The 25445-nt window shown below is 64.9% G+C and carries 28 protein-coding genes; 22 read left to right on the top strand and 6 right to left on the bottom strand.

What is annotated here, in order from left to right; genetic code table 11:
- Positions 1-23 precede the first annotated feature (23 nt).
- From QRN59_RS08530 to QRN59_RS08505, 6 genes are all read left to right on the top strand, one after another.
- Positions 24-1103: an ABC transporter ATP-binding protein gene (locus QRN59_RS08530; protein WP_284982090.1), complete on the top strand. Its 1080-nt coding sequence runs from the start codon at positions 24-26 to the stop codon at positions 1101-1103.
- Complete coding sequence (locus QRN59_RS08525) at positions 1100-2647, top strand: inositol monophosphatase family protein (protein ID WP_284982089.1); 1548 nt, start codon at positions 1100-1102, stop codon at positions 2645-2647. Before QRN59_RS08530 ends, QRN59_RS08525 begins: the two co-directional genes overlap by 4 nt.
- Positions 2628-3494 (top strand): DUF6454 family protein, encoded by an 867-nt coding sequence (locus QRN59_RS08520; RefSeq protein WP_284982088.1) that lies wholly within the window; start codon positions 2628-2630, stop codon positions 3492-3494. The genes QRN59_RS08525 and QRN59_RS08520 overlap by 20 nt, the downstream gene beginning before the upstream one ends.
- Positions 3495-3550: 56 nt before the next feature.
- The gene (locus tag QRN59_RS08515; protein WP_236815494.1) at positions 3551-3727 is read left to right on the top strand and encodes a hypothetical protein; all 177 of its coding nucleotides are present in this window, start codon (positions 3551-3553) and stop codon (positions 3725-3727) included.
- A gap of 144 nt (positions 3728-3871) precedes the next feature.
- Complete coding sequence (locus QRN59_RS08510; protein ID WP_059388261.1) at positions 3872-4174, top strand: DUF4193 domain-containing protein; 303 nt, start codon at positions 3872-3874, stop codon at positions 4172-4174.
- A 435-nt stretch (positions 4175-4609) separates the two neighbouring features.
- The gene (locus QRN59_RS08505; protein WP_284982087.1) at positions 4610-5155 is read left to right on the top strand and encodes an AMIN-like domain-containing (lipo)protein; all 546 of its coding nucleotides are present in this window, start codon (positions 4610-4612) and stop codon (positions 5153-5155) included.
- A gap of 105 nt (positions 5156-5260) precedes the next feature.
- Here QRN59_RS08505 and QRN59_RS08500 read toward each other — a convergent pair whose 3' ends face one another.
- The 5 genes from QRN59_RS08500 to flgN all read right to left on the bottom strand — a co-directional run bounded on the left by QRN59_RS08500 (position 5261) and on the right by flgN (position 10568).
- Positions 5261-6826 (bottom strand): APC family permease, encoded by a 1566-nt coding sequence (locus tag QRN59_RS08500; RefSeq protein WP_284982086.1) that lies wholly within the window; start codon positions 6824-6826, stop codon positions 5261-5263.
- Positions 6827-7291: 465 nt separating this feature from the next.
- The gene (locus QRN59_RS08495; RefSeq protein ID WP_284982085.1) at positions 7292-7678 is read right to left on the bottom strand and encodes a flagellar assembly protein FliW; all 387 of its coding nucleotides are present in this window, start codon (positions 7676-7678) and stop codon (positions 7292-7294) included.
- A complete protein-coding gene (gene flgL, locus QRN59_RS08490; protein WP_284982084.1) occupies positions 7675-8562 on the bottom strand; it encodes a flagellar hook-associated protein FlgL in 888 nt (295 codons plus the stop codon). The genes QRN59_RS08495 and flgL overlap by 4 nt, the downstream gene beginning before the upstream one ends.
- 3 nt (positions 8563-8565) lie before the next feature.
- Complete coding sequence (gene flgK, locus QRN59_RS08485; protein WP_284982083.1) at positions 8566-9987, bottom strand: flagellar hook-associated protein FlgK; 1422 nt, start codon at positions 9985-9987, stop codon at positions 8566-8568.
- Between the two features lie 80 nt (positions 9988-10067).
- The gene (gene flgN, locus QRN59_RS08480) at positions 10068-10568 is read right to left on the bottom strand and encodes a flagellar export chaperone FlgN (protein ID WP_284982082.1); all 501 of its coding nucleotides are present in this window, start codon (positions 10566-10568) and stop codon (positions 10068-10070) included.
- A 300-nt stretch (positions 10569-10868) separates the two neighbouring features.
- On the opposite strand from flgN, the gene QRN59_RS08475 reads away from it, so the two are divergent.
- From QRN59_RS08475 to QRN59_RS08400, 16 genes are all read left to right on the top strand, one after another.
- A complete protein-coding gene (locus QRN59_RS08475) occupies positions 10869-11735 on the top strand; it encodes a flagellin N-terminal helical domain-containing protein (protein WP_284982081.1) in 867 nt (288 codons plus the stop codon).
- Positions 11736-11849: 114 nt separating this feature from the next.
- The gene (gene fliD, locus QRN59_RS08470; protein ID WP_284982080.1) at positions 11850-13229 is read left to right on the top strand and encodes a flagellar filament capping protein FliD; all 1380 of its coding nucleotides are present in this window, start codon (positions 11850-11852) and stop codon (positions 13227-13229) included.
- Between the two features lie 12 nt (positions 13230-13241).
- Positions 13242-13682, top strand: a complete 441-nt coding sequence (gene fliS, locus QRN59_RS08465) for a flagellar export chaperone FliS (RefSeq protein WP_284982079.1) — start codon at positions 13242-13244, stop codon at positions 13680-13682.
- On the top strand, positions 13672-13968 hold the full coding sequence (locus QRN59_RS08460; protein ID WP_284982078.1) for a hypothetical protein: 297 nt from the start codon (positions 13672-13674) through the stop codon (positions 13966-13968). Before fliS ends, QRN59_RS08460 begins: the two co-directional genes overlap by 11 nt.
- Before the next feature lie 134 nt (positions 13969-14102).
- Entirely contained in the window at positions 14103-14444 is a 342-nt protein-coding gene (locus QRN59_RS08455; RefSeq protein WP_284982077.1) for a flagellar basal body rod protein FlgB, read from the top strand.
- Positions 14444-14836, top strand: coding sequence for a flagellar basal body rod protein FlgC (locus QRN59_RS08450; protein WP_284982076.1), 393 nt, complete (start codon positions 14444-14446; stop codon positions 14834-14836). Before QRN59_RS08455 ends, QRN59_RS08450 begins: the two co-directional genes overlap by 1 nt.
- Positions 14836-15177 carry a flagellar hook-basal body complex protein FliE gene (gene fliE, locus QRN59_RS08445; protein WP_284982075.1) on the top strand — a complete coding sequence of 114 codons (342 nt, stop codon included), beginning with the start codon at positions 14836-14838 and terminating at the stop codon, positions 15175-15177. Before QRN59_RS08450 ends, fliE begins: the two co-directional genes overlap by 1 nt.
- Entirely contained in the window at positions 15177-16811 is a 1635-nt protein-coding gene (fliF, locus tag QRN59_RS08440) for a flagellar basal-body MS-ring/collar protein FliF (RefSeq protein ID WP_284982074.1), read from the top strand. Before fliE ends, fliF begins: the two co-directional genes overlap by 1 nt.
- On the top strand, positions 16808-17836 hold the full coding sequence (gene fliG / locus QRN59_RS08435) for a flagellar motor switch protein FliG (RefSeq protein WP_284982073.1): 1029 nt from the start codon (positions 16808-16810) through the stop codon (positions 17834-17836). The genes fliF and fliG overlap by 4 nt, the downstream gene beginning before the upstream one ends.
- Positions 17826-18440 carry a FliH/SctL family protein gene (locus tag QRN59_RS08430; protein WP_284982072.1) on the top strand — a complete coding sequence of 205 codons (615 nt, stop codon included), beginning with the start codon at positions 17826-17828 and terminating at the stop codon, positions 18438-18440. Before fliG ends, QRN59_RS08430 begins: the two co-directional genes overlap by 11 nt.
- Complete coding sequence (locus QRN59_RS08425) at positions 18437-19768, top strand: FliI/YscN family ATPase (RefSeq protein ID WP_284982071.1); 1332 nt, start codon at positions 18437-18439, stop codon at positions 19766-19768. Before QRN59_RS08430 ends, QRN59_RS08425 begins: the two co-directional genes overlap by 4 nt.
- On the top strand, positions 19765-20190 hold the full coding sequence (locus QRN59_RS08420; protein ID WP_284982070.1) for a flagellar FliJ family protein: 426 nt from the start codon (positions 19765-19767) through the stop codon (positions 20188-20190). The genes QRN59_RS08425 and QRN59_RS08420 overlap by 4 nt, the downstream gene beginning before the upstream one ends.
- Positions 20187-20846 (top strand): C40 family peptidase, encoded by a 660-nt coding sequence (locus QRN59_RS08415; protein ID WP_284982069.1) that lies wholly within the window; start codon positions 20187-20189, stop codon positions 20844-20846. Before QRN59_RS08420 ends, QRN59_RS08415 begins: the two co-directional genes overlap by 4 nt.
- Entirely contained in the window at positions 20846-22294 is a 1449-nt protein-coding gene (locus QRN59_RS08410; RefSeq protein WP_284982068.1) for a flagellar hook-length control protein FliK, read from the top strand. The genes QRN59_RS08415 and QRN59_RS08410 overlap by 1 nt, the downstream gene beginning before the upstream one ends.
- 16 nt (positions 22295-22310) lie before the next feature.
- Complete coding sequence (locus QRN59_RS08405; protein ID WP_284982067.1) at positions 22311-22763, top strand: flagellar hook assembly protein FlgD; 453 nt, start codon at positions 22311-22313, stop codon at positions 22761-22763.
- Positions 22764-22801: 38 nt separating this feature from the next.
- Entirely contained in the window at positions 22802-23974 is a 1173-nt protein-coding gene (locus tag QRN59_RS08400) for a flagellar hook protein FlgE (protein WP_284982066.1), read from the top strand.
- A gap of 184 nt (positions 23975-24158) precedes the next feature.
- On the opposite strand, the gene QRN59_RS08395 is transcribed toward QRN59_RS08400, so the two are convergent.
- A complete protein-coding gene (locus QRN59_RS08395; RefSeq protein WP_284982065.1) occupies positions 24159-25388 on the bottom strand; it encodes a S53 family peptidase in 1230 nt (409 codons plus the stop codon).
- Between the last annotated feature and the right edge of the window lie 57 nt (positions 25389-25445).

Here is a 25445-nt window from a genome sequence, read left to right as displayed (position 1 = left end):
GCTCAACGTCAGACAGAGAACCCATGACTATTCATGAACCATTGACTGGACCACTGACCAACACAACGAAGCCGGGGACCGCGGCGTCGGGCGGTGGCCTGACCGTCCGCGGCCTCCGCAAGGTCCTCGGCGGCCGCACCATCATCGACAACCTCGATCTCTCGGTAAAAGAGGGCGAACTGGTGTCCCTGCTAGGGCCCTCCGGCTGCGGCAAGACGACGACGCTGCGCATGATTGCCGGCTTCCTGGAACCGGATTCCGGTTCCATCGAGGTGGAAGGCCAGGAGGTGTCCCACCTCGGCGCGGAGAATCGCCCCAGCGCCATGGTGTTCCAGAACTACGCCCTATGGCCCCACATGACGGTGGCCAAGAACGTCGGCTTCCCGCTGAAGCTCCGCAAGATGTCCAAGGCCGAGATCAAGGAGAGGGTGGAATCCGTCCTGGAGTTGGTCAGCCTTTTGCACCACAAGGATTCCAAGCCCGCCCGCATTTCCGGCGGCGAGCAGCAACGCGTGGCTTTGGCCAGGGCACTCGTCCAGGAGCCGAAGCTCTTGCTCCTTGACGAGCCGCTGAGCAACCTGGACGCGAAACTGCGTGTCAAAGTGCGTGAAGATATCCGCAAGATCCAGCAGGAACTGGGCATCACGACGGTCATCGTCACCCATGACCAGGAAGAGGCGATGTCGATGTCCGACCGCATCGCCGTCATGAATGCGGGCAAGATCGAGCAATACAGTACTCCGGAAGCGCTCTATGCCCGCCCGGAAACGGAGTTTGTGGCCACCTTCATCGGCAGCATGAACCGCATTGAAGGCTCACTCAACAACGGACTCATCACCGAGGGCCCGGACATTCTCGGGATCCGGCCCGAGGACGTCATCCTGGCAGACACGCCCTTCCCAGGTGCGGTCCCGGCGACCGTCGAGAGGGTCGTCCCTCGCGGACATTTCCAGGAAGTGTACGTGCGCAGGGCCGATGCCCAGCTCCGCAGCTTTGTGAGCGGCGCCCTCATGCAGCCAGGCCGGCAGACGTATGCGGGGATCCGCAAGGCCATGACCTTCCGGGACGGACGCCTCGTAGCAGAGGCGGGTGCCGCACTTTGAGCAACATCATTGACACCAAAAGGACCCGTGCCACGGCCCATCGGGGTGACTCCAGCAAATACCTGGAGAACACCCTGCCTGCCATCGCCTCGGCCATAGACGCGGGTGCGGACCTCGTGGAGGTGGACGTCCGGGTAACGAAGGACGGGCAGGTGATCCTGCTCCACGATGCCTCGTTGCTCAGGATCTGGAGCCTCGACGCCGACGCGGCAGACGCCGACTATGACCGCATCAGGCAACTGGGCGCGGGCGAGGAACGAATTCCGCTGCTTTCCGAAGCCCTCGAACTTTTCCGCGGCAGCCGGTCAACCTTGCTCATCGACATGGACGAGCCCGGCCCCGCGGAGGCGGCTGCCGCCGTCGTACGCGAAAGCGGCGTCGAAGTGGCCTGGTGCGGGAACCTGGACGGAATGCGGACCATCCGTGCCCTCGACCCCGCGGCCCGGATCTGGCTGCCGTGGAGCAAAAGGATCGCCCCACCGGAAGAGCTGTTTACCGAACTAAGTCCCGAGTTCGTCAATTCCGAGCACGTGGTTCTCAGCAAGCACATGGTCGAACAGATCCACGCGGCGGGAGCCAAGGTTGCATGCTGGACTGTGGACGACTTGGAATCCATGCGCTGGGCCTTGGGACTTGGCGTGGATTCGATCACGAGCAACCAACTGGATCTGTTGCAAAGCGCCATCGCTGAAGACCCGCAGGCATGGGCTTCGGCCCAGGCTCCCGGGGGACTTGCCGGAGATGAGGTACTTGAGTCCCGGAAAGTCGCGTTGGAACTGGCCGAATGGGCCGTCGGGTACATGCGCGACGCCGATCGCGGCCAGGTCTCGACCAAGGCGCACCCTGCTGATCTCGTCACGGAAGTCGATGTCGCCGTCGAGCGCCATGTCCGGCAAGTGATTGCCGACCGCCTTCCCGGCCACACGGTGGTAGGCGAGGAAATGGGCGGAGTCGCCGTGCCCGGCGCACCGTGTTGGTACCTTGATCCCGTCGACGGGACCACCAATTACGTGAACCACATTCCTTGGACGGCGTTCTCGCTTGCCTTGGCGGTGGACCGCAAGCCCGCGGTGGCCGTCGTCGCAGATCCTTGGCGTGGCGAGATTTTCGAGGGGTGGGCCGGTCATGGTGCCTGGCTGAACGGGAAGCCGCTTTCGCTTGCTCGTGCGGGAGTCTCGACGGCGGCTTTGGCCGGAACCGTTGTGGCGACCGAACTCGCGGGGCATGTGCCGTGGCCCGGAATGCTGGAACTGCTCGCCGAACTCGGCGAACGGCACAGCATCATGCGGATCATGGGTTCGGCGACCATGACGGTGGTGGGCGTGGCTGCCGGGCGTGGTGCGGGGGCAATCATCGGGAGTTTCAGCCCGATCGACCACCTGGCTGCGACACTCGTTGTTCAAGAGGCCGGTGGCGTCGTCCTCAATTCAGAAGGTGAGATGGACACGTTCCCGGAACAGGGTGGGGTGCTTGCTGCCCGTCCGGAATACTCCGCCGAACTTTACGAACTGTGGAGCCAGGCACATGCCGACGCCGGCAAATGAGACATCTCCCCTAACTCCGCTCGCCGACACTATTTCCGGCCTTGACCGGCGGAGCCGCTTCGAACTGGTTGAGGAGATCTCCCTCGACTTTCCGACGCACCACCCGCAGGGAATGGCCTTCGCCAAAGGGCTGACGTTCTTGTCGTCGGTTGAGATCCTCGAAGCGCCGCGCCCAGCGGCGGATCCTGCGCTGCGCACTCCCGGGCGGGGGAGCGGGCACGTCTTCGTCCTCGGCGAGGGCGGCGAATTGATCCGCGATATCCCGGTCGGCGCAGGCAGCGTCTACCACCCGGGCGGTATCGATTTCGACGGCGACCACGTGTGGGTTTCCGTCGCTGAGTACCGCGCCGCGAGCAGAAGCATCGTCTATACGATCGATCCGCACAGCTTCGAGGTCCGCGAGCGGTTCCGCGTGGATGACCACATCGGTTGGATCCTCCGCGACCCTGGATTGGACCTGGTGTTCGGCGGAAGCTGGGGTTCCCGGCAGCTCTTCACCTGGGATACGGAAGGCCGCCTGGTGGATCAGTGGGAGAATCCCGGCCACTTCGTCGACTACCAGGATGCCCAGCTCCTGGGGCCGGGCCTCCTGCTGTGCAGCGGGATTTCCCTGTTGCCGCAGGCCGATGGCACTGCCCTTGAACTCGGGGGACTGGCCCTGGTGGAACCGTTACGGCAAAGGATCAGGTGGGACGTGCCGATCGGCGTGTTCAGCGGTGCCGGCCATGTCATCACACGGAACCCGGTCGCCGTCACGGCGGATGAATCCGGGGTGTTGATTCACGCGGCGCCGGATGACGGCGACGACGACGGCGGCACGCGGATACTGGGGTACAGGATCATTTAACACAGCCGTGACAGACCGGAAACGGGTCCTGAACGCGGCCTCGATAGCGTGTCCGCATGATCGTATCCATCATGTCCAAGGTGAGCGCCTGGATCGAAGCTGCCTACTTCTACGACGCCGCCGAGCTGGGGGCCTCCGGAGCCACTGAAACCACCCGGTACGGCTGGCTCCCGGCCCTCAGCGGTGTAGCCATCGCCGACGCCCAGGCGCGGAAAATCCGTGCAGCTGAGTAGTTAAAACCCCCGGGATTCCGGGGTTTTAACGTGGCCAAATGTCTTGTTGAACACACTATTCGTTGATGGCGTGTACTATGCCCTAAACTGCTTCACTGAGGTGCCTGAAATGGCACTATGCAGCAACGAAAGTGAACCACAACAATGGCTACCGATTACGACGCCCCACGCAAGACCGAAGAAGAGTCTCCCGCCGAATCGCTTGAGGCCCTTCAGGCGTCGCGCGGCTCCGGTGCCCAGACTGCTGTCATCGACATCGACGAGAACGACACAGCCGAGGGCATTGACCTTCCGGGCGCCGATCTGTCCGGCGAAGAACTGACCGTCATCGTTGTCCCGGAGCAGTCCGATGAATTTACGTGTTCATCGTGCTTCCTGGTCCGTCACCGGTCGCAGATCGCACTGGAAAAGAACGGCCTCAAGTACTGCCGCGACTGCGAAGGCTAAACCCCCTACGCAAAGCAGCCCCGCCCGACTGGAATCCAGCAACAAACCAGCCGGGCGGGGCTTTTGCATGTCACGCCCAGCAGACTTTTGGCAGATCATGCCCGCCGGACTCCCGGAATCCCGGGGTTTGGCACGCTGCAGACCCCTAAAAAGTTGCCGTGCGTGACGCAGGCCACCGGCCCCTTCACCCGCACCTCGCGACCCCTCCTCGGTCACGTATCCGGCGTCGTTATCCGTGATAACGAACCGAGGCGCGAAACGGCCCCGAAACCCTGTAAAACCGCGGAAACCAGGCGGCAGAATCACGTCCTCGTGACCCTTCGCGAGGTTCACTAACAGTTGGGCGCCGAAGCGGATACGAAGCTCCTTAAAGGGCCCCGACGCTCCTACGCTTGAGGTATCGGATCGCTCAGTATTCGAGGGGAGTGGGCCCAGATGAGAAAGTTTCATGCGTGGTTGGCGGCTTTGGTAGTGGCCGCCGGGCTCGGGCTCGTGGCTCCAGGGGCGGCGTCCGCGGAGCCGTACTGCGGGATCGTGTGGGGATCGTTGGCGAAGTCCAACCCGGCGCTGACCCAGGCACAAGTGGTGAATGTCAGGACGGGCCAGCAAAGCTGCTTCGACCGCCTGGTGATCGACCTGAACGGTGCAGTTGCCGGCTATTCAATCCGCTACGTTCCACAGGTACTGCACGACGGCTCGGGACTTCCGGTCGAGCTGAGGGGCAACGCGTTCCTCCAAGTCACGGTCAACGCCCCGGCCTACAACTCCGGCGGCAACGCCACGTACAACCCGGCCGACAAGAACGAGCTGACGAACGTCTCGGACTACAAGACCTTCCGGCAGGTGGCTTACGCGGGCAGCTTCGAGGGATACACGAGCCTCGGCCTGGGTCTTCGCGCCCGGCTTCCCTTCAGGGTCTTCACGTTGGCTGGTCCGGGAACGGGTTCGCGCCTGGTGATCGATGTTGCCCACATGTGGTGAGCGGCCCGCCGGAACGCAAGCCACCTTAAACACAACAGAAGCCCTGCTCCGGGTGATTCCGGGACAGGGCTTCTGCCGCACTGAAGGCATTTGCCGCGTGGGGGTCTACTCGGGAACCACGAGTGCCGGAGTGTCTTTCCGGAGGGTCTCGCCGCGGAAGAAGCCGGGGCGGACGCGGGCCATGATCACCATGACGACTGCTCCGAGGGCCAGAATGCCCACGCCGATGATGAACACGAGGCCGACGCCGAAGATCTCGGAACCGCTGCCGAAGTCCGGAGACCAGCTGTCCACTGCCGTCTGGATGAAGACGAGTGTCAGAACGACGCCACCGATCACCGGGAAGAGCAGACGCATGAAGAAGTTGCGGACGCTGTTGAACACGCTGTGCCGGAAGTACCAAGCGCAGGCAAAAGCGGTCATTCCGTAGTAGAAGCAGATCATCAAGCCCAGGGCCAGGATGGTGTCGTTGAGGACGTTCTCGCTGACCACCTTCATGATGGCGTAGAACCCGCCGGAGATAGCCCCGGCAATGATGGTTGCATAGCCCGGGGAACCGAACCGCTTGCTCACGGTGGAGAACTTCTGCGGAAGGGCGCCGTAGTGACCCATGGCGAGGAGGCTTCGGGCGGGGGAAGCCATGGTGGACTGCAGGGACGACGCTGTGCCTGCGAGTACGGCCAAAGACATCAAGATGGCCAAGGGACCCATCACGGGGGAAGCCAACGCGGCGAAGATATTGGACTGGTTGTCCGGGTTGTTGAGGCCGATGCCGTCGCCACCGACGCCTGCGACCATCATCGTTGCGACGATCACTGCGACGTAGAGTCCCAGGACGGCGATCGCCGTCGTGGTTCCGGCCTTGCCGGCAGTGCCTTTGCCGCCCTTGGTCTCTTCATTGACCGTCAAGCAGACATCCCAGCCCCAGTAGACGAAGACCGCCAGGGACATGCCGGCAGCGAACTGTTCGAAGCTGCTGATTTTCGTCGGGTCGAACCAGTCCCAGCTGAAGGCGATCGCCGTGGGGGTGTCGCCGGAGGAAGCATGGGTGAGGGCCATGACGATGAACACGCCCAAGACCACTACCTGGAATCCCACCATGGCGTACTGCACCAGCTTGGTGGCGTGGAGGCCTCGGTAGCTGACCCAGACAGCCAGCGCCACGAAGGCCAGGCATGTGGCGATGTTCAAGGCCTTGTTGGTGGTGAGGTCGGCAAGATCGGGATTGCCGAAAACCTGGGCGAGGAAGAGGTAGAAGAAGTCCACCGCGACGCCTGCCAGGTTGGAAAGGACGATGATGTTCGCGGCCAGCAGCCCCCAGCCGCCCATCCATCCGATGAACGGGCCGAAGGCCTTCGTGGCCCATGTGAAGGTGGTGCCGCTGTCGGGAGAGTCTGCGTTGAGCTCCCGGTAGGCGAATGCGACGAGGATCATCGGGATGAAGGCGACAATGAAGATTGCAGGCAGTTGCAGGCCCACCGCGTTGACCGCCGGGCCCAGTGAGCTGGTCAGGCTGTAGGCGGGCGCCACGGAGGAAATACCAAGGACGACGACGGCGAGGAGCCCCAGCTGCCCCGTCTTGAGTCCTTTGCCGCTGATGCCGTGTTCGGTGCCGGCGGGATCGTGGGCCTCCACGGACTTCCTTGCGCTTGGGCGAGTTATTTGAGTCATGTGCTTGGCTCTTTCTAGATGGGCCGAAGGTTGTTGCTGGGTCATGCAGTGAAAGCCGTCTGTGGGGTCATCGAAGCTGATGGCGGGCGGGGGAGGTTGGGACGCCCGGGTAGGTGGTGCAGATCATGATGGCTGTTCTCCGGTGAGACGGGAGTCACTAAATGAATGACGTTCATTTAGTATGGACGCGGAGAAGCCTTGACGCAAGTGGTTTGACCAAACAATTTTGGTTCGGGGTGGAACATCCGAGCGAGCGTATGCCCGAAACGGCCCAAAGGTGAGCGAGCGTCTGCCGGAAACGGCCCAAAGGTGAGCGAGCGTCGGTGTCTCAACAAAAGGGGGAGGGACGCTCGCTCACATATGCGGCCAAAAGCGGCGACGCTCGCTCAGATCATCTGAGCGGGCGTCTGCCCGAAACTGCCCAAAGGTGAGCGAGCGTCGGGGTCTTAACAGAGCGGGTGTTGCTTAGGCGCTCAGCTCGGCCCGGAGGGGGTATTCCTTGCTGTCGAGGAGAAGCTGCGTGCAACGTCCGGTTTCCGGGTTCAGCACGATGGGGGCCGCGAGATTGACCGTGGTCCTTTCCGGGGTCGGGTTGACCACTACCAGGGTGGTTGCGAGCTCAGCCCGGTCCAGGCCCAGATCCTCCAATGTTGTGCGGGGGATGGCTGGCGCGTAGCCAGGAACGTAAACCGCGGCCTCGGCCAGGAACATGCGGATGCGCGGGCTTGCCGACTCCATCGCGTAGAGCCCGGGGGCTCCGTCGATTCCCCGCAAAGCGAAGCCGTCAGAGGCTTCAAGCCCTGGCATGGGCGCGGTGAAGCTCAGCTCCCGGGAAGCCTGTGCCGTGCTCATTTGAGGAAATCCATAAGCGTGGGCTGGAGCGTCTTGGCGGTGACCGCGAGGGCAACCTGGTAGTTGGTTTCCTGCAGCTTCAAGTCCATGACAACCTTTCCGATGTCTGTGTCTTCAATTCCGGAGCGCTGTGCGTCGAGCGACGCCTTCAGCCCATCGACCGAGTCCTGGGCGCGCATGAGCTTGGTCTGCCTGGCACCGACGTCCGCGCGTCCGTTGACGACCGACTTGATCTTGTCACCGATCGCCGTCAAACGGCCGCTGACATCCGCACCGGAGCGGATATCGGCGACGACGTTGCTCACCAGAGCGAAAACGGAGCCGGCGCCGTCACCGAAGATCGCACCGCCGTCGGCGTCTACCCGCACTGTCTGCGTTGCGTCAATCCGCCGTTCTACCGTGCTGCCCTGTGTTCCGTTGTACGCAGGCGGCGTGGCGCTGCTGAACGCGCCGGCTGAATCGGAACTTCCAGCGAAGACGTTGCGGCCCAGGTACTGGGTGTTCGCCTGGGCGAGAAGGTCCTTGTTGAGGCCTTCGATTTCGACGGCGATCGCCTCCTTGGCGGTGCTGTTCAGCGAACCGTTGGCAGCTTGGACTGTGAGGTCTCGGACCCGGTTGAGGATGTTGGTGGCTTGACCGAGGGCCGCGTCCGCGGTCGTCAGCCAGCCATTGCCGTCGTTGATGTTGTTCGAATACTGTCCGGCGGCGCTGAGCTGGCTCTTCGTGGCGAGGAGGTTCGCCGTGGCCGCGGGATCGTCCGAGGGCCTGGTGATGTTCTTGAGGTTGCTGGCCTTGTCCTGCAGTGCGGCGAGCTTGGCCTGCCCCGCCTGCAGGTTCAGTTGCGCGGCCGCGGCCATCGTTTGGTTCGTGACACGGTTCAGCATGGCTTACCTTCCCACCAATCCGGTGTGGTTGATCAGGACGTCGAGGGCTTCATCCACGGCCGTCATGGCCCGTGCAGCCGCTTGGTAAGCGTGCTGGTTGCTCAGGAGGCTGATGTTCTCCTCGTCGAGGCTGACGGACGCGCCGGAGGAACGCTGCCCGACGGCGGCAGTGCTCGCCGCGTCGGCGAGCTGCTGGTGCTGCTGTGCCGACTGGGACGCGGTGCCGATTCTTGTGACGATTCCGGACCACAAGGCGTCAGGGGATCCTTGCCCGATGCCGATTTGGGCAACTGCGTCCGCGATTTTGCCGTCGAGGGCGCCGGAGCCGGGGTTGCCGGTCGCGATTCCCGCGGCGCTCGTCGGGACAACGCTGAGGGACAGGGCTGCTGGGGCACCAGGGGTGGTTGCGAAGAAATCGAGGTTTGAGGCGCCCGCGGTGGACTGCCCGGTGCGATGCACGGCATTGACGTCGTTCATGAGTTTGGCGGCGAAGGCGTTGTAGGAATCGGCGGCCTCGGAGATGGTGCCCCCCGCGCCTCCGGCCGCGGCGGGAGCAAGGAGGGATACGGCGCCGGCGAGCTTTCCGCCGTCGACAGGAACCGCCACGCCGGGGCGATCGGCCCATTCCAACTGCACCGCGTAGCCCGGCCCGCCCATACTTGCCTGGCCGCTCAAGGTGAGGTCGCGGTGGGAAGTACCCGAGACGATGGCGTTGCCGCCCACGAAGACATCCACCGTGCCGTCGGCGTTGTCCCGGACAGTTCCACCAGCCAGGGAGGCGATGCTTTCACTCACCTTGTTACGTGCGTCGATGATCTCATTGGCGGAGCCACCTGAGGCTGTGACGGAACGGATGGTTGCGTTGAAACCGGCCACCCGGGCTGCGGCATCATTCAGGGTGGCGACGGTAGTTTGGGCTTCTCCGCGAATCCGCGTCCACTGTGAATCCAACGCCTTGTAGCCAGCCGACACGGTATTGGCGAGGCTTGTACCGGCTTGCAGCAGCACGCCGGCAGGGGCTGCTTCGCCCGGGTGGTTGGAGACTCCCTGCCACGAGGACCAGAAAGTCTGGAGCGCCGTCGATATTCCGGCAGGCCCGGGCTCGTTGAGGGAGCCTTCGAGTTGCTGGAGTTCGGTGGAGCGGTACCCGGCGTAACCGGCCTGGGCGGCGCCGGAGCGCACCCCGGCATCGAGGAAGCTGTTGCCCAGGCGGGCGATCCCGTCCACCGACACGCCTTGACCGGCCTGGGCGCCCGCTGAGAAGAGGCCGGTGCGAGCCGGTGCGCCGACGGCCGATTGCTCGATCCGCTGCCTGGTGTACCCGTCAGTGCCGGCGTTGGCGATGTTCTGTCCGGCAACGTTGATGCCTTGCTGCGCCGCGGTGAGGCCCAGGTAGGCCGTGTTGAGTCCGCCGAATGTGCTCACTGCTTTGTCCTTTTGGTGGTCGGGCCCTGGTGGTCCGGGCCCTTGGTGGTCCGGACTTTGGGTGTCCGGCCGTGTTCCGGTCAGAATTGCTGGTCGAAAAGGCGGGACGGGGTTGCGCCTGCGGTCCTGCCCTGGGAACCCGTCCGCCCGTGGGAGTCGTAGGTCCCGGCCGCCGGCTTCAGGTCCGCCATCGTTTCCTGGGTGGAACGGACGGCAGCGCGAAGGAAGTGCTCGTTTGAATCACGCAGTTCCTTGATGGTGGCGGTCTGTTGCTGCATCGCGTTCAGGTGCGAGGACAGGACATCAGCCCAGGCTTCTTCCGGGGCGGACGAGGCCAGCTCGCCCAGTGAAGACTTGGCAGGCAAGCCCCATTGCTCGGCCACCGCCGCCACTTCCACCGCCCTTGCAAGCCCGGCCTTGGACAAGTGTCCCAGGACCTGTTCCACTTCCCGGGTGCCATGCGGCAACCACCGGGATTTGCCCGCCGTCAGGAGCAGTTGCTCTTCCTCCAGCTTGAATGTCAAGAGATCCAGTAGCTCACGTTCTCGCCACAGCAGGGCCGACAGTTCATGGATGGCCATGTCGGGTCAACTCCAGTTCCGGGTTTGTTTCTCGGGTGCGTCGCCGCGGGAAAGCACTTCCCCTGTGCCTTCGCCGCGCTGAAAACAACTATCGGCCGCCGCGGCCGATGCGTTAGGCGTTGTTTATGCATGATTTGTTCGCTTTGTCCAGTCAAGCGACGTGGGGTGGATCTTGTGGTCCGTGGCAAATTTTCCTGCGGCCTTTTGCTAACCAAAGGGGACCGTTGTTCCGATAACCAGAAGTGACAGGCCACGGACGGCCTGGGAGTACCAGCAGACCCAATCACGGAGGAATACAACATGGGTATGGCAATCAACACAAACCTGATGGCGAACAACGCTTACGGCAACCTCAACCGCACGCAGAACGACGTGTCGAAGTCGATGGAGAAGCTCTCCAGCGGCCTGCGCATCAACCGCGCAGCTGACGACGCGGCAGGCTTGGCAATTTCGGAAGGCCTGAAGTCCCAGGTGAGCGGTTCGGCAGTGGCTGCCCGTAACGCCCAGGACGGCATCTCGGTCATCCAGACCACTGAAGGCGCACTGACTGAAGTCCACTCGATCCTCCAGCGCATGCGTGACCTCGCTGTCCAAGGCTCGAACGACACCAACAACGCCGCATCCCGCTCGGCGATCAAGGGTGAAGGTGACTCGCTCGGCAAGGAACTGGACCGCCTCACGCAGTCCACCCAGTTCAACGGTATCGATCTGCTCAAGGGTGCTGCGGGAAACAGCGGCGCGGCCCTGAACATCCAGGTCGGCACCGGCGGCAGCGCCAACGACAAAATCGCCGTCAACCTCGGTGACGTCGCAACCGCCGTCGGAACCGGCGCCACGGGCCTCTCCGGCGCCGCAGGTGCTGCAGGCTTCAAGGTGGACACGAGCGCCAACGCCCAGCTCACCATCGCCGCCGTTGACACCGCCATCGCGGCAGTTTCGGCTCAGCGCGCCGACCTGGGTGCAACCCAGAACCGTTTGGAGCACGCCACGAAGACCCTCCAGGTCTCCGGCGAAAACCTGCAGGCAGCCGAGTCCCGCATCACGGACACGGACATGGCTTCGGAAATGGTCAAGTACACCAAGGCCAACATCATGTCCCAGGCCGGCACCGCAATGCTGGCGCAGGCCAACCAGTCCGGCCAGGGCGTTCTCTCGCTCCTGCGCTAGGACCTTCCGGCAACAGACCGGCAATAAGCGAATGGCGGCCAGGCGGGAATACCCCTTGGCCGCCATTCGCGTCCGGATCCCGCTGACATAACCAACACATCCGGAAGGACCAACGTGGGAAGCTCGATCGACGGCCTCGCCAGCGGCTTGAACACCACCTCCATCATTGATTCGCTCATGGCTGTGGAAGCACAACCGCAGACACAACTGAAGACGAAGCTTGCGTCAGACCAGACAATGATTTCGACGCTTCAGTCGCTCAATTCGAAATTGTCTTCACTGAAGGACCTCGCGAGCGGCGATTCGGCTGTGAACGCGTTGAACTTGTTTAGCGCCACCACGAGTTCGCCGTCGCTCAGTGCGACGGCGACCACCTCTGCGACCGCGGGCTCCATCGACGTCACAGTCACCCAGCTGGCCCAGAGCCAAGTGGACGTCACCGCCGCCATGAGCAGCTGGCCCACCGACGGCTCGGGTGCTCCCGCACACCTGACACTTGTCGACTCCACGGGAAACCAGACCGAGATCACGCCCGCATCCACCTCCCTTGACGACGTTGTGACGGCAATCAACGCGACGTCCGGCCCGGCTCGCGCCGTGAAGGTCCCGGCAGGCAACGGAGCCTATCGCCTTCAACTGACCGCAACCACCTCAGGTGCGGCTGGAGCCTTCAGCGTCTACCAGGGTACGGCAGCGCAGGTGAGCGGCGGCACCGCGACCGACCTGATGGCTGACCCTTCCGCCGCCGTCGTCAAAGGCGCCCAGGATGCCAAAGCGACGCTGTATGCGGGGACCCCGGCAGCACAGACAATCACGTCCGGAACCAACACCTTCACCGATTTGCTTCCCGGTGTGGCAGTGACGGCCTCCGCCGTCACTGCCACACCGGTGAGCGTCAACATTGCGAGCGACTCCGCAGGAATCACCAAAAAGGCAGGGGATTTGGTGAACGCGGTCAACGACGTCCTCGGCTTCGTGTCGATCTACAGTGCGGTGACCCAGACGACCGACTCCAATGGCGCCTCAGCGGCCAGCGGCGGGATCTTCAGCGGCAACAGTGGTGTCCGCTCGGTCAACGACCAAGTCTTCTCCGCCATGTCGATGCCCGTGAACGGGAAGTCTCCCTCCGAATACGGAATCAACGTCACGAGGGACGGCAACTTCACCTTTGACGCGGCCAAGCTCCAATCGTCCTTGGCCTCGGATCCCGCCGGGACGCAGTCAGCGCTCCAGACGATTGCGTCCCGGGTGTCCGACGCTGCCACGAGCGCTACCGATCCGTTCACTGGTTCGCTAACCGCCCTGATCAAGGGGCAACAATCCGAAGTGGCTGACCTGGGCAGCCAGATCTCGGACTGGGACCAGCGCTTGGCCACCAGACGGCAGACCCTGCAAACCACGTACAACGCCATGGAAGTGGCCCTTGGCCAACTCAACGCCCAGCAATCATGGCTCACCGGCCAGATTGCCGGCCTTTCGACCTCGACGAAGTAAGGAGCGTAAAGCATGACCTCCACAGCCCTCCGCGCCAGCCAGCTTTCCCGCTACAACGACGACGCCGTCCTTTCGGCCCCGCCGGCCAGGCTCCTCACGATGCTCTATGACCGGCTGCTCCTCGACTTGAACCGCGCCCAGTTCGCGCAGGAGAACGCCAACTGGGGTGTCGCCAGCGAAAACCTGCTGCATGCCCAGTCGATCGTCACGGAGCTGTCCTCCACCCTGAAGACCGATGTGTGGGACGGGGCATCCGGGCTGCTGAGCATCTACCAGTACGCGATGGAAGCCATGATCGGCGCAAACATCTACCGTGACGTCAACCGGACCACGGAATGCATTGTGCTCTTGGAACCGCTCCGGCAAGGCTGGCACGACGCCGCTTCGCAGCTGCCTGTCCAGGCCACGGTATCCGGCACGGCAAGGACGAGCGGCACTCTCGGTGTCGGCTGATCGGGTTCAGGAATGGTCCGGAATCCTGGACCGGCTTGAAGCAGACATCGCCTTGGCAGTCTCCGGCGGCGAGCCCGAGCCATGGAATCCGCCTGCCGAGGCCGGGACCGGACCACTTCCTGAAGAGCTGGCGAACCGGGCACGCCGGATCCTGGACGCGCAGCTGGAGTCCATGGCCATGCTCGGCAAGGTCCGCAACGACGCTCTCGCGCACCTGGACGTCCTCAGTGCCGTCCCGGACAGCCAAAGTTCAGCGCGCCCGCTGTTCCTCGACGTCCAGGGCTGAAGCGAAAGTATCGAAAACAATCCCCTAATCGGCTAACGGATGCCCCGTGCTTGCCGATGGTGGAAGTTGAGCAGGGATGCTCGATGCACGGCCACGGATCGGCCTCTTCATACTATTCGCGAAGGCAGGCCGTCGTGTTCGAGTCAGTGACTTCTGTTGCCCTTGGCAGCGCCCTGGATGGGCTCTCATTGCGCCAGCGCACCATCGCCAACAACATCGCCAACATCAACACGCCGAACTACCACGCCAAAAGGGTCCAGTTCGAAGACGCACTTGCGGCCTCGGTGAGCGCCGGAGACGGGCAGGCCGCGGCTACCGTGACTACCTCCGAGGAACCCACCCAGCTCAACGGCAACAACGTGAACCTGGACACCGAAACCCTCTCGAATGTGGACACTGTCTTGCGCTACCAGTTCGCCTCCCGCGCCATCGGCGAGCAATTCACTGCACTCCGCACGGCCATGAGGACCAGCTGATGACTTTCGACGCGATCGGGATTGCCGGCTCCGCGCTGACTGTCCACCGCAAATGGCTCGACGCCGTTTCTGACAACCTGGCAAACATGAATACCGTCACGCGCACCAGCGGCAAGGTCTTCCAGGCCCGCTACATCGAAGCAGCCGAGGGCAGGGACGGAAACGGCGTGTACGTCAAGAGCACCCCCCAAGGCAGCGCCACCGGCAGGCTCGTGTACCAACCTGACCATCCGCTTGCTGACGCCCAAGGCTATGTCCGTTACCCGGACATCGACCTCGCCGAACAGATGGGTGCCCTGATTGTGGCGCAACGCGGCTACCAGGCCAACGCCCAAGTGGTGGACCGTGCCCGTGAGACTTACCAGGCAGCGCTTGAGATAGGAAAATCCTGATGGCTTTGGACCCGATCGGCGCAATTCAAGGAGGCGGGGGGCTTTCCGTGCAGGGCGTCACCGGCACCGGCTACCTGGGCGGCACTGACAACGTAGGCGGAACTGCTGGGGCGGCGGGAAGCAACAGCTTTGCTACGGCGCTGACAGGTGCCGTGGACAACCTCCAGTCCCTGCAATCGACGTCGAACCAGCTGGCAGTATCGGCGGTGACGGGCAACCTTGACGACATCCACAAAGCGACGATCGCTGCCACCCGCGCCCAGATCACCATGGAGCTTGTCTCCACGGTACGGAACAAGGGCGTTGACGCGTTCAACGAGATCATGAGGATGCAGGCCTGATGCCTCCACAGATTGCCGCCTTCTTCCGCAAGATGGGCGATGGATTCAAGGGGTTCACCGCCGGGCAGCGCACCATCGCCATCATCGGCATCGCCGTTCTGGTGCTCGGCGGGGTGGCCCTGTCCGCATGGTTGGGCAAGCCGTCCTACTCGCCGCTGTTTTCCGGATTGAAGGACACGGACGCCAACGGCATCGTGGAGCAGCTGCGCAAGGACAACGTCCCGTACGAGCTCAGCAACGGCGGCTCCACCATCCTGGTTCCCGATGACAAGGTCAACGATGAACGGCTGAAAGCGGCCGCCGCGGGCCTTCCGGCGGCTGCGGCCACCGGCTATTCACTGCTCGACAAGCTTGGGGTGACCTCGTCCGAGTTCCAGCAGTCCGTGACTTACAAGCGCGCGCTTGAGGGCGAACTCGCCACTACCATCCAGGCCATGGACGGCGTGAAGACAGCCGCCGTGCAGTTGGCCATTCCGGCCAAGACAGTCTTCGTGGACAAGGCTCCGGACGCCACGGCATCCGTGTTCGTGGAAACGCAGCCCGGCATCACCCTGTCCGCCGATAAGGTCCAGGCGATCGTGCACTTGACGTCCGCGGCGATCGAAAACCTGAAGCCAACGAACGTGACCGTGGTGGATTCCCAAGGCAACGTCCTCTCCACGGTGGGAGGGGGAGCCACGGGTTCCTCGTCCAAGCAAGCCGCCGACTACCAACAGCGCACGTCCGATTCGGTGAAGGCCGTGCTGGACAGGGTAGTGGGACCGGGCAACGCCACCGTCGCCGTCGCCGCCGACGTGACCGCCGAGTCCGCGCAACAGCGCAGCGAGACGTTCTCCACAGCCAAGGATGCCGCTCCGCTCAGCGAGACCACCAAAACCGAGAAGTACACGGGAACCGGCGGCGGCGCCTCCGGTGTCCTTGGTCCGGACAACATTGCCGTGCCGGGCGGAACCAATGGCAATGGAACCTTCGACTCCAGCGACACCACCAAGAACAACGCCGTCAACAAGGTCACGGAAGACCGCACCATTCCGCAAGGCGCCGTGAAACGCCAGACCATCTCAGTCGCCATCAACCAGTCGGCGGCGGCCGGACTCAACGTGAACTCGGTCAAGGCACTCGTCACTTCCGCGGCCGGCGTCGATCCCACCCGCGGCGACGTAGTGACGGTCGAAGTGCTGCCCTTCAGTACCTCGGCTGCAGACGCGGCAGCTCAGGCATTGGGCGCGGCGAAAGCACAAGCCGACGCCAAGCAACAGTCGGACTTAATGAATACGCTCATCCTGGCCGGCAGCATCCTGCTGGCAGTGGTAGCGCTGATTGTGGTTGTGCTGATCCTCCTGCGGCGCCGGCAGAGCCGCGAACCGGTTGACCTTGGCGAACGGATTGACTACGAGATGCTGCCCCAAGCCGTTTCCACCCCGGCGCTCGAAGGACCGCCCGCCACGACGGCGATCGAACTGCCGCCTGCGCATCCCGTTCCGGCGTTGCCGATCTCCGGCTTGCCGATACCAGGCGCCGAGGCCCTCGACGGCGAGCGGCGGCGGGCCCGGATTGAGGCAATGGTTGCCGAGAACCCGGCCCGGACCGCCGATTACCTGCGTGGGCTCATGGATGAAAGGCAATCGGTATGAGGGCCGGGGAGTTGGACGTAAGCGGCTTGACCGGTGCCCAGAAGGTGGCCGTGGTGCTGATGCAGATGAGCCCTGGCAGCGCGGCTTCCGTCATGACCCAGTTCTCCGAGTCCGAGGCCGAGGACATCGCCGCCGAGATCGTACGCTTGCGCCGCGTTTCCTCATCCGTTGCGGACGACGTCATGACCGAGTTCCACGACCTTGCAGTCAGCGGACGCCGCACGGCCCGCGGCGGCCAGGAATTCGCCGTCGGGCTCCTGGAAGCGTCCTTCGGCGCGGACAAAGCGGCCGGTTTCATGGACCGTCTCGCGTCCACCATGGCCGGGAAGTCCTTCGAATTCCTGGAAATGATGGATTCCGGCCAGCTCCTGGCCCTCATCGACAGCGAGATGCCACAGACCATTGCCTTGATCCTGGCGCATTTGCGGCCGGGCAAGGCTTCCGCGGTCATGGCGGGCCTGGGCGACGTGCAGCGGAGTGAGGTGGCCCGTTGCATCGCCACGATGGGAATGGCTTCGCCGGAAGCCGTGGGCATCGTGGCCGAGACCCTCAAGGTTCGCGCTGGGGCCGTCATGTCGCAAAGGAAGTCGAGCGAAATTGTCGGCGGGATCCAGCCCCTCGTTGACATCATCAACCGCTCCGACATCAACACCGAACGCTCCGTGCTGGAGGGCTTGGAGTCCCTCGATCCGGAGCTGGCCACGGAAGTGCGCGCCCGGATGCTGACCTTCGTGGACATCGTGAAATTGGAACGCCGCGACATCCAGCAGATCCTGCGCGGCGTCAATGCCGAAGTGCTCGCTGTCGCCATGAAAGGTGCCCCTGCCGCCGTGCTTGAGGCCGTACGCACCAACGTGTCCGGCCGGAACCTCGAAATCCTGGAAGCCGAGATGGCTTCTGCCGGGCCGGTGCGCGCCTCCCAGGTCGAAGAGGCCCGGGCAGAGATCGTCCGTTCCATCCGTGAGCTGGAAGCCGAAGGCGCCATCGTGGTCCGGCGCGGGGAAGAAGACGATTATGTCTACTGAGGCTGAACTCCAGAGGGTGGTCTTCCCGGACATCCAGCCGGCCGCGAGGACACGCATGGAAGACCGGGGGTACACCCAGGGGCACGCGGCAGGCTACGCGGCCGGCACCCGGGCCGCGGCCGCGGAACAGTTGCGTCTTCGCGAACAGTTTCAAGCCGAACACCGCGCAATGCTCGACGCCGGGCGCCTGGCTGTCGCGCAAGCCGTCGGCGTGCTCGAAGCCGCCGCTGCCGCGTCCCGGCAGCGCCGCGGCGCTGTGTTGGAGGAAGCGCAGGACGTGTTGGCGGCCAGCGCAATGGAGCTTGCCGAAGCCATCCTGGGCTACGAACTCAACGACGGCGGGAACACCGCCCGCGCCGCGTTGGCCCGAGCCCTGGCAACGGTCTCCGACGTGCAAACGGTAACCGCCGTCCGCCTTCACCCGGCGGACCTTGCCGCGCTGGCCGCAGTCGACGTCGGGAACGTGGCCGGCGTCGAACTCAAGGCCGATCCCGCACTGGACCCCGGCGATGCGATCGCGGAATATCCGCAAGGTTGGCTCGACGCCCGGCTCAGGACCGCTGTGGACAGGGCCAAGGCAGCCCTGCTGGGGAACGACGCATGAGCACTACCGTATACAGGCCGCACGCCGGCCGTTTCCGCGCAGCCCTCGCGGCCGCGGCACCGCAGCGCGTGGGTACCGTGACGTCCGTGCTCGGCCTTGGCCTGGAGGTCTCCGGGTTGGACTGCGCGGTGGGGGATCTGGTGACCGTAGGCCAGGCACCCGGGCTCGACGTCGAAGTGGTCGCCTCGGTCAGTGGCGCCGTGCGGTGCATGCCGCTCGGACGGTTGACCGGGGTGGCCGCGGGAGATCCGGCACGTTCGAAGGGCGCTCCCATCCTGGTCCCTACCGGCCGCGGCCTCTTCGGACGGGTATTGGATGCGCTCGGACGTCCGATCGACGGCAAAGGCCCGTTGCCTGCCAGCCCCATGGTCCCCCTGGACAACGAAGCGCCGTCGGCCATGCACCGCGCCCGGGTGGACACCCCGCTGCAGACCGGCGTCCGCGTCCTGGACACCATGGCCACTCTGGGCCGCGGCCAGCGCATGGGCTTGTTCGCAGGCTCGGGGGTCGGAAAGTCCTCGCTGCTGTCCATGATTGCCCGCGGCACGGATGCCGAAGTGTCCGTGATCGCCTTGGTGGGGGAGCGCGGGCGTGAAGTGCGCGAGTTCCTCGAAGACGACCTCGGCCCCGAAGGCCTGTCCCGCTCCGTGGTGGTTGTTGCCACGTCCGATGAGCCTGCACTCATGCGCCTGCGCGCGGCCGTCACGGCCACCCGGATTGCCGAATCGTTCCGCGAAGCCGGGCAGGATGTGGTGCTCATGATGGATTCGCTCACCCGCGTGGCCATGGCCCAGCGCGAAATAGGCCTGTCCGCCGGTGAGCCACCCGCCACCCGCGGCTACCCGCCGTCGACCTTTTCCGTGCTGGCTCGGCTCCTGGAACGCGCCGGGACCGCCGAAACCGGATCCGTGACCGGTATCTACACGGTGCTGGTGGACGGCGACGACCACAACGAACCGATCGCCGACGCCGCCCGCTCGATCCTTGACGGACACGTGGTCCTGGACCGGAGGCTCGCCGTCACGGGGCACTTTCCCTCGGTGGAGGTGCTGGGCTCGGTGTCCCGCGTGGCCTCCAAGGTCAATTCCGCCGATCGCACGGCGCTCGCGGCTTCCCTGCGCAGGGTCCTCGCCGCGCGGCGCAGCGCCCAAGACCTGATCGACGTTGGCGCCTACCATCGTGGCAGCAATCCCTTGGTCGACGCGGCACTGGACCACGAAGCCGCCATCAACGGATTCCTACGGCAAAGCATCGACGAATCCACCCCGTACAGCGAGTCCTGGCCGGAACTCTTCCGCCTTTCAGCAAGCCTCGAAGGAGCTGCGTGAACCGTCAATTCTCCCTGGCCGGGCTGTTGCGCCTGCGCCAGACACAGCAGGACGCCGCCGCCAGTGGACTGGCCCGCGCCAACTCCCGGACCGCATCCTTGCGATCCCGCCGGGCTACGGCCCGGGAGGAGCTGGCAGAGTCCGCCGGAGCTGCTGGAAGCTCCGCGTCGCTCTTGGCCATCGCGGCTTCCCGCGCTTCCGCGCAAAGCATGTTGGCAGAACTTGACGCCTTGGCCGCCGGCGCGGAGGCTGAAGCCGCAGAGGCCCGCGCGGAATACACAGAAGCAAAGCGTCGCGCCGTCGGGCTCGAGAAGCTCGAAACTCGACACGGGGCCGCCTTCGAGGCTTTCGAGCTGCACGCCGAGCAAGGGGTCCTGGACGAGATCGCGTCCTCCGCGTGGCACCGAAAGGCCACCTCATGAGCATGACCGAGGCCATCGGGCGCATCCAGAGCATCGAATCGATGCTGCGGCAATTGAGCCAAGGGGTCCGTCCGCAGGCCACCGCCGCCGGGACAGCGGACCCTTCCGCGGGCACAGCCACTTCCGCGGACGCGGCGTCCTTCGCGCAAGCCCTGAGCACCGCCGTCGGGGGCTCGACGACGCCGGACGTGAGCCAGCTTGCTTCTTCCTTGGGGCTCGATGGCACGGGCGCCCTCTCCGGCATTGCGGGCCTCAGCAGTGCTGCTGGCACAGCCACCGGCGCTGTCACCGGCGATGCAGTGGTTGCCGACGCCAAGAAATACGTAGGTGTGCCCTACGTCTGGGGCGGCACCAACCCGGCCGTGGGCATGGATTGCTCCGGCTTCGTGCAGCGAGTCTTCAAGGATCTCGGTGTCGACCTGCCGCGCGTCGTCAGCGACCAGATGCGGCAAGGCACCCCCGTAGCGTCCTTGGCCCAGGCCAAGCCAGGCGACCTGCTTGTCAGTTTCGGCGGCGAACACATCTCCATCTACCTCGGCAACGGCAAAGCGATCGACGCGCCCGTGCCCGGCCAGACCATCCAGATCCGCGATGCGTGGGAACAGCAGTCCAACCTGACGGCAATCCGCCGGATTGTTCCCGCGGGAGGCTCGTGATGCAGTTGCCCCCCGCCGGTGCGGCCTCACCCCGTCTCGCCGCTCCCGGCTCCTCGCCTGTGCCGCAGCCTGGCGCCGCCGCCGGTTTTGAGGCCGTGATGAACGGCGTGCTGGCGTCCGACTCGGAGACCTCCGACGGGACCGCACAGCAAGCGCCCGACGGCGGCGCGCAGGGAAAGCCTGCCGCCGACGGTCCCCGGACGGTCACCCGAGCCGACAAGCCGGAAGCTTCGAAGGTCGCCAAGGACACGGTTGATGCGGCGGATGCGGCGAGTGCGGCGGGTCTGCCCGATGCGATGGGCGCAGCGGGTGCGGTGGCCGCTGTCGCGGGCGGGCTCGCGATGGCCGGAGTCGCTACGGGGGACACGGCTCCGCAGGGGTCGGGCGTTGCTGTGCCGATCATGCCTGCGGGCAACACTCAGGCGACGCCGGCTGGAACGCGGGTGGGCGCTGCTGTGTCAGCAGCTCTGCCGCTCGGGAGCCCTGGTCAAAGCTCAACCCAGCCTGGTCCGATTCCGAACAGCCCGCAGCCCACTGGCACCCTGCCCACCGGCCCGCAGCCGGCCGCCGCCCTGCCCACCAGTCCACCGTCCGGCACCCTGCCCACCAGCCCACTGCCCGGCAAACCGTCTTCCAACCAGCCGGCCGCTGCCCCGCCCACCGGCCCGCTGCCCGGCAAACCGTCTTCCAACCAGCCGGCCGCCGCCCCGCCCACCGGCCCGCTGCCCGCCGCCGCCCGGCCCACCAGCCCCCTGCCCGTTGGCCTCGAACGCGGGGTCAACCCGACCGCAGCCCGGTCCCGCGAGTCCGGCACCGCCGTCGTACTTCCCGCCGGGAGACCCTCGACGCAGCAGGACCCGCAGCGGATCCTCAGGCAGGACGCACCCATCGCCGCGGCACCCGGGCTTCCCGCGGGGATTCAGGCCGGAGTTCCGGTGGTGGTGCAGGCAGGGTCGCCACTCCAGCAAGCCCCTTCGGCAGCCCCTCTCGGCATGGCAACACCCACACCCCAGGCAGACCCGGCGAAACTGCTGCCCCAAGTGTCTGGACCCCTGTTCTCCCTGGCATCGGCGGCGCCCGGCGCGCACGTGATGACCTTGAAGCTGTCCCCGGAAGACCTCGGTCCGCTGACTGTCCGGGCGCATATCGAAGGCGCAGGGGTGCGGATCGAATTGTTCGCCCCCGGAGACGCCGGCCGTGAGGCAGTGCGCAGCATCCTGCCGGAACTGCGTCGGGACCTCGGCGAATCAGGCTTCGGCGCCAGCCTCCACCTGTCCGAACACAACGCTCCGGCCGATGCTGGTGGGGGCGGCTCGGACCCCCGGGACCGGCGCCCGATGGAGAGCCCCGCCTTCCCATGGGGCAGCGACGGCGAGCCGGTCCGCCTGCCGCGGACCGCCGTCGTACTTCCCCGAAGCAGTACCAGCAGCCTGGACATTCTCGTCTGATGAAGGAGAGCAAATAGTGACCATCCAAGCCATCGCGGCAAGCAGCGGAGTCCAGCCTGGAACCACCGCTGGCACCACCGCGCCCAGACCCGCGCAGACCATGGACTCGAGCATGTTCATGAGCTTGCTGGTGACACAACTGAAAAACCAGGACCCGAGCGCACCCATGGACACCAACCAGATGATGAGCCAGACCGTCCAGCTGTCCATGATGGAGAAAATGACGGAGCTCACGGCCGACGCCAAGGAGAGCTTTTCGCTCCAGATGCGCAGCGCCGCGGCGCAGATCATCGGCCACAACGTCAGCTACGCGCTCGCGGACGGGACGAAGGGCTCCGGCGTCGCGAGCTCGGTTTCGTTTGCGGCCGGAACCCCCACGGTGGCGGTCGGCGGAGTGAGCGTTCCGCTCGATTCGATCAGCGGGATGACGGCCGCGCCATCGCCCGCCACTGCTACGCCCACCGCCTGACGCTCCACCCCCCGAACCACCCGAAGAAAGGCAACACCATGCTTCGTTCGCTGTACTCCGGAATCTCCGGCCTCCGTGCCCACCAGGCCATGCTGGACGTCACGGGAAACAACATCGCCAACGTGAACACGGCCGGCTTCAAGGCCTCCTCGACCCAGTTCCAGGACACGCTCTCGCAGATGACCCAGGGTGCCGGCGCCCCGCAAGCCGAAACCGGTGGCACCAACCCCGCCCAGATCGGCCTCGGCGTGCGCGTGGCGGGAGTCAGCACCAACTTCAGCCAAGGTTCATCGCAGAACACCGGGCGAGCCACTGACATGATGATCTCCGGCGACGGGTTCTTCATCACCAGCAAGGCCGGCCAGCAGCTCTATACCCGCGCCGGTGCCTTCGACATGGACGCGGCCGGCCGCCTCGTGAGCCCCGACGGCGGCATCCTGCAGGGCTGGTCCGCGGCCAACGGCGCGGTGAACCTGGGAGGTCCCGTTGGCCCGATTGCCCTCTCGCCCAACACGACGTCGGCAGCCGTTGCCACCACCAAGGCCTCGCTTGACGGCAACCTCCCGTCCGACGCGGCCGTGGGGACAAGTGTCGAGCGCCAGGTCAAGGTCTACGACGCCGACGGCGCCTCCCGCAGCCTGACCCTGACGTTCAGCCGCTCTGCGGGCGGCTGGGATGTGGCCGGGACAGACGCCAACGGCGCCACAGGCAACTCGACGCTCACGTTCGCGAATGGTGCGCTGACCTCGGGCGGCGCCATGACCGTCGGCGGCATCACGGTGGACATGTCCACTGTTACCGGCTTCGCCGCCATGAGCACACTCACGGTCGGCAGCCAGAACGGATCCGAGGCAGGCAAGCTGGAGTCCTTCACCCTCGGCGGGGACGGCTCACTCATCGGCTCGTTCAGCAACGGTGCCAAGCAGGTTCTGGCACGCGTGGCCCTTGCGCGCTTCACCAACCCCGGTGGCCTTGAGAAAGCAGGTAGCTCGACATACGTGGCCACCGCCAACTCCGGCGCGGCCCAGTTGGGCGCCCCGGGCGACGCCGGACTCGGAACTTTGACTGCCGGGGCCCTCGAAATGTCCAACGTGGACCTCTCCCAGGAATTCACCAACCTCATCGTGGCCCAGCGCGGCTTCCAGGCGAACGCCCGCATCATCACCACGTCGGACGAGGTTCTGCAGGAGCTGACGAACCTGAAGCACTAGCGCTTGGGGGCCCGCGTCACGCCACGCACTTTTTTGTCGCCCGGACTCCTCCCCGGCCCCGGAATCCCGGGCTTGCGGTCCGTTCGGGACGCTGAAAACCTGCTCGGCGTGACGCTGCCCATTCAGAGTTGCGGGGTGGCCGGCCGTCCTGGACGCCGGCCACCCTCCAGGCAATTACTGCACGTTAGAGTCCGGCGACCCCGTTCGGAGTGCCGACGCCTGTAGGGCCGTCCCATCCGGTGCCGGAGAGGCACCATTGGCTCGTGGAACAGCTGCCTGTTGAACCCGAGGCGACGTCATTGAATCCCCCGGGGTTTGTGTACGGGAGGGAGTTGGCCAGCGCCGTGGAACTGCCGGAGTTCCCGGAAAGCGCATACATGGCTGCGACCAGGGGTGAGGACAGGCTAGTGCCTCCATACTGCGCCCATGACGAAGTGGTGCTGCTACTCGGCGCGTACACTGCCAATCCGGTCTGCGGATCTGCGACGGCGGCGACGTCTGCAGAGGCGCGCTTGCCGCACCCTGTGCCGAACGTGGCAGCAGCCGGCAAGGCGGCATTGACACTTGAGCATCCGGATCCCGAGCCGGACCAGGCAGACTCGCCCCATCCGCGTGTGCTGGTGTTCTTGACCAACGATGTGCCTCCCACCGCGGTGACATAACTCGAGGAAGCGGGGTAGGACGAGCCGGAGTAGCCGTTGTCACCGGTTGACGCTGTCACGGCGATGCCCGGGTGGTTGTAGTACGCTCCGTAGCTGGAGTCTGCGGAATCCCCGCCGCCGTAACTGTTGGAAATCGCGACGACCCCCGGCTGTTTGGCGGCCGTTGCCACGGCTGTACCAAGATTGGTGATGCTGGCTGTTGTCGCTTGCACCACGAGGATCTTGCAGTCCGGGCAGGCTGCCGAGACGGCGTCGACGTCGAGGGCGGTTTCGTCGGCCCATCCGGAATTGAATCTGGGAAGCTTGTTGCCGCCGTTTTGGTCCTTGATAGTGAGGCAGCCGTTGCTGACCGTGCACGCGGGAAGGCCGAACTGTGAGCGGTAAACGCCGAGATCGCGTTCTAGGTTCGGATACCCATAGGCATCTACGATTGCGACGGTTCGGCCGCCGGACGTGAGGCCTGTGATGTTGTAGGCGCTCTGTATATCCGCAGGGGTCTTGCCGGTGGCGGGCGGCGTGCTCGAAGCGGGCTTGGCTTGTCCTCCTTGCGCCAGCGCCGTGGCGGAGGCCGTTGAATCATCGACGTATTTGAGGGCAAAACACGACGCAGCGCCGCTTGGGACATCGGCGCAGACCCTCTCCGCATGCCAATTGGCGGACGGAGATGGTTGGGCGACTGCGGCCGGCGCCGTGGCTGAGACCGCACTCAGCATTAGCACCAACGTCCCGGAAACGCTAAGAATCTTCTTCACGAAACCTCCCTGAGGATCAATAAGATCCGAGTTGACACAACAGTCAACTCGGCGTGC

The sequence above is a fragment of the Arthrobacter sp. efr-133-TYG-118 genome, from assembly GCF_030209755.1.
In the GTDB taxonomy this organism is placed as follows: Bacteria; Actinomycetota; Actinomycetes; order Actinomycetales; family Micrococcaceae; genus Arthrobacter.
The sequence above is the reverse complement of the archived record's forward strand: the minus strand, read 5'-3'. Positions and strand labels throughout refer to the sequence as shown.

Excerpts from the sequence above, each read along its gene's own strand:
- fliF (WP_284982074.1), top strand. The coding sequence starts at position 15,177 with ATGCCTCCACAGATTGCCGCCTTCTTCCGCAAGATGGGCGATGGATTC.
- QRN59_RS08510 (WP_059388261.1), top strand. The coding sequence starts at position 3,872 with ATGGCTACCGATTACGACGCCCCACGCAAGACCGAAGAAGAGTCTCCC.
- fliE (WP_284982075.1), top strand. The coding sequence starts at position 14,836 with ATGGCTTTGGACCCGATCGGCGCAATTCAAGGAGGCGGGGGGCTTTCC.
- flgN (WP_284982082.1), bottom strand. The coding sequence starts at position 10,568 with ATGGCCATCCATGAACTGTCGGCCCTGCTGTGGCGAGAACGTGAGCTA.
- flgL (WP_284982084.1), bottom strand. The coding sequence starts at position 8,562 with ATGCTGAACCGTGTCACGAACCAAACGATGGCCGCGGCCGCGCAACTG.
- QRN59_RS08495 (WP_284982085.1), bottom strand. The coding sequence starts at position 7,678 with ATGAGCACGGCACAGGCTTCCCGGGAGCTGAGCTTCACCGCGCCCATG.
- QRN59_RS08450 (WP_284982076.1), top strand. The coding sequence starts at position 14,444 with ATGACTTTCGACGCGATCGGGATTGCCGGCTCCGCGCTGACTGTCCAC.
- QRN59_RS08500 (WP_284982086.1), bottom strand. The coding sequence starts at position 6,826 with ATGACTCAAATAACTCGCCCAAGCGCAAGGAAGTCCGTGGAGGCCCAC.
- QRN59_RS08430 (WP_284982072.1), top strand. The coding sequence starts at position 17,826 with ATGTCTACTGAGGCTGAACTCCAGAGGGTGGTCTTCCCGGACATCCAG.
- QRN59_RS08400 (WP_284982066.1), top strand. The coding sequence starts at position 22,802 with ATGCTTCGTTCGCTGTACTCCGGAATCTCCGGCCTCCGTGCCCACCAG.
- fliS (WP_284982079.1), top strand. The coding sequence starts at position 13,242 with ATGACCTCCACAGCCCTCCGCGCCAGCCAGCTTTCCCGCTACAACGAC.
- QRN59_RS08505 (WP_284982087.1), top strand. The coding sequence starts at position 4,610 with ATGAGAAAGTTTCATGCGTGGTTGGCGGCTTTGGTAGTGGCCGCCGGG.
- QRN59_RS08520 (WP_284982088.1), top strand. The coding sequence starts at position 2,628 with ATGCCGACGCCGGCAAATGAGACATCTCCCCTAACTCCGCTCGCCGAC.
- QRN59_RS08515 (WP_236815494.1), top strand. The coding sequence starts at position 3,551 with ATGATCGTATCCATCATGTCCAAGGTGAGCGCCTGGATCGAAGCTGCC.
- QRN59_RS08415 (WP_284982069.1), top strand. The coding sequence starts at position 20,187 with ATGAGCATGACCGAGGCCATCGGGCGCATCCAGAGCATCGAATCGATG.
- QRN59_RS08530 (WP_284982090.1), top strand. The coding sequence starts at position 24 with ATGACTATTCATGAACCATTGACTGGACCACTGACCAACACAACGAAG.
- fliG (WP_284982073.1), top strand. The coding sequence starts at position 16,808 with ATGAGGGCCGGGGAGTTGGACGTAAGCGGCTTGACCGGTGCCCAGAAG.
- QRN59_RS08475 (WP_284982081.1), top strand. The coding sequence starts at position 10,869 with ATGGGTATGGCAATCAACACAAACCTGATGGCGAACAACGCTTACGGC.
- QRN59_RS08425 (WP_284982071.1), top strand. The coding sequence starts at position 18,437 with ATGAGCACTACCGTATACAGGCCGCACGCCGGCCGTTTCCGCGCAGCC.
- QRN59_RS08410 (WP_284982068.1), top strand. The coding sequence starts at position 20,846 with ATGCAGTTGCCCCCCGCCGGTGCGGCCTCACCCCGTCTCGCCGCTCCC.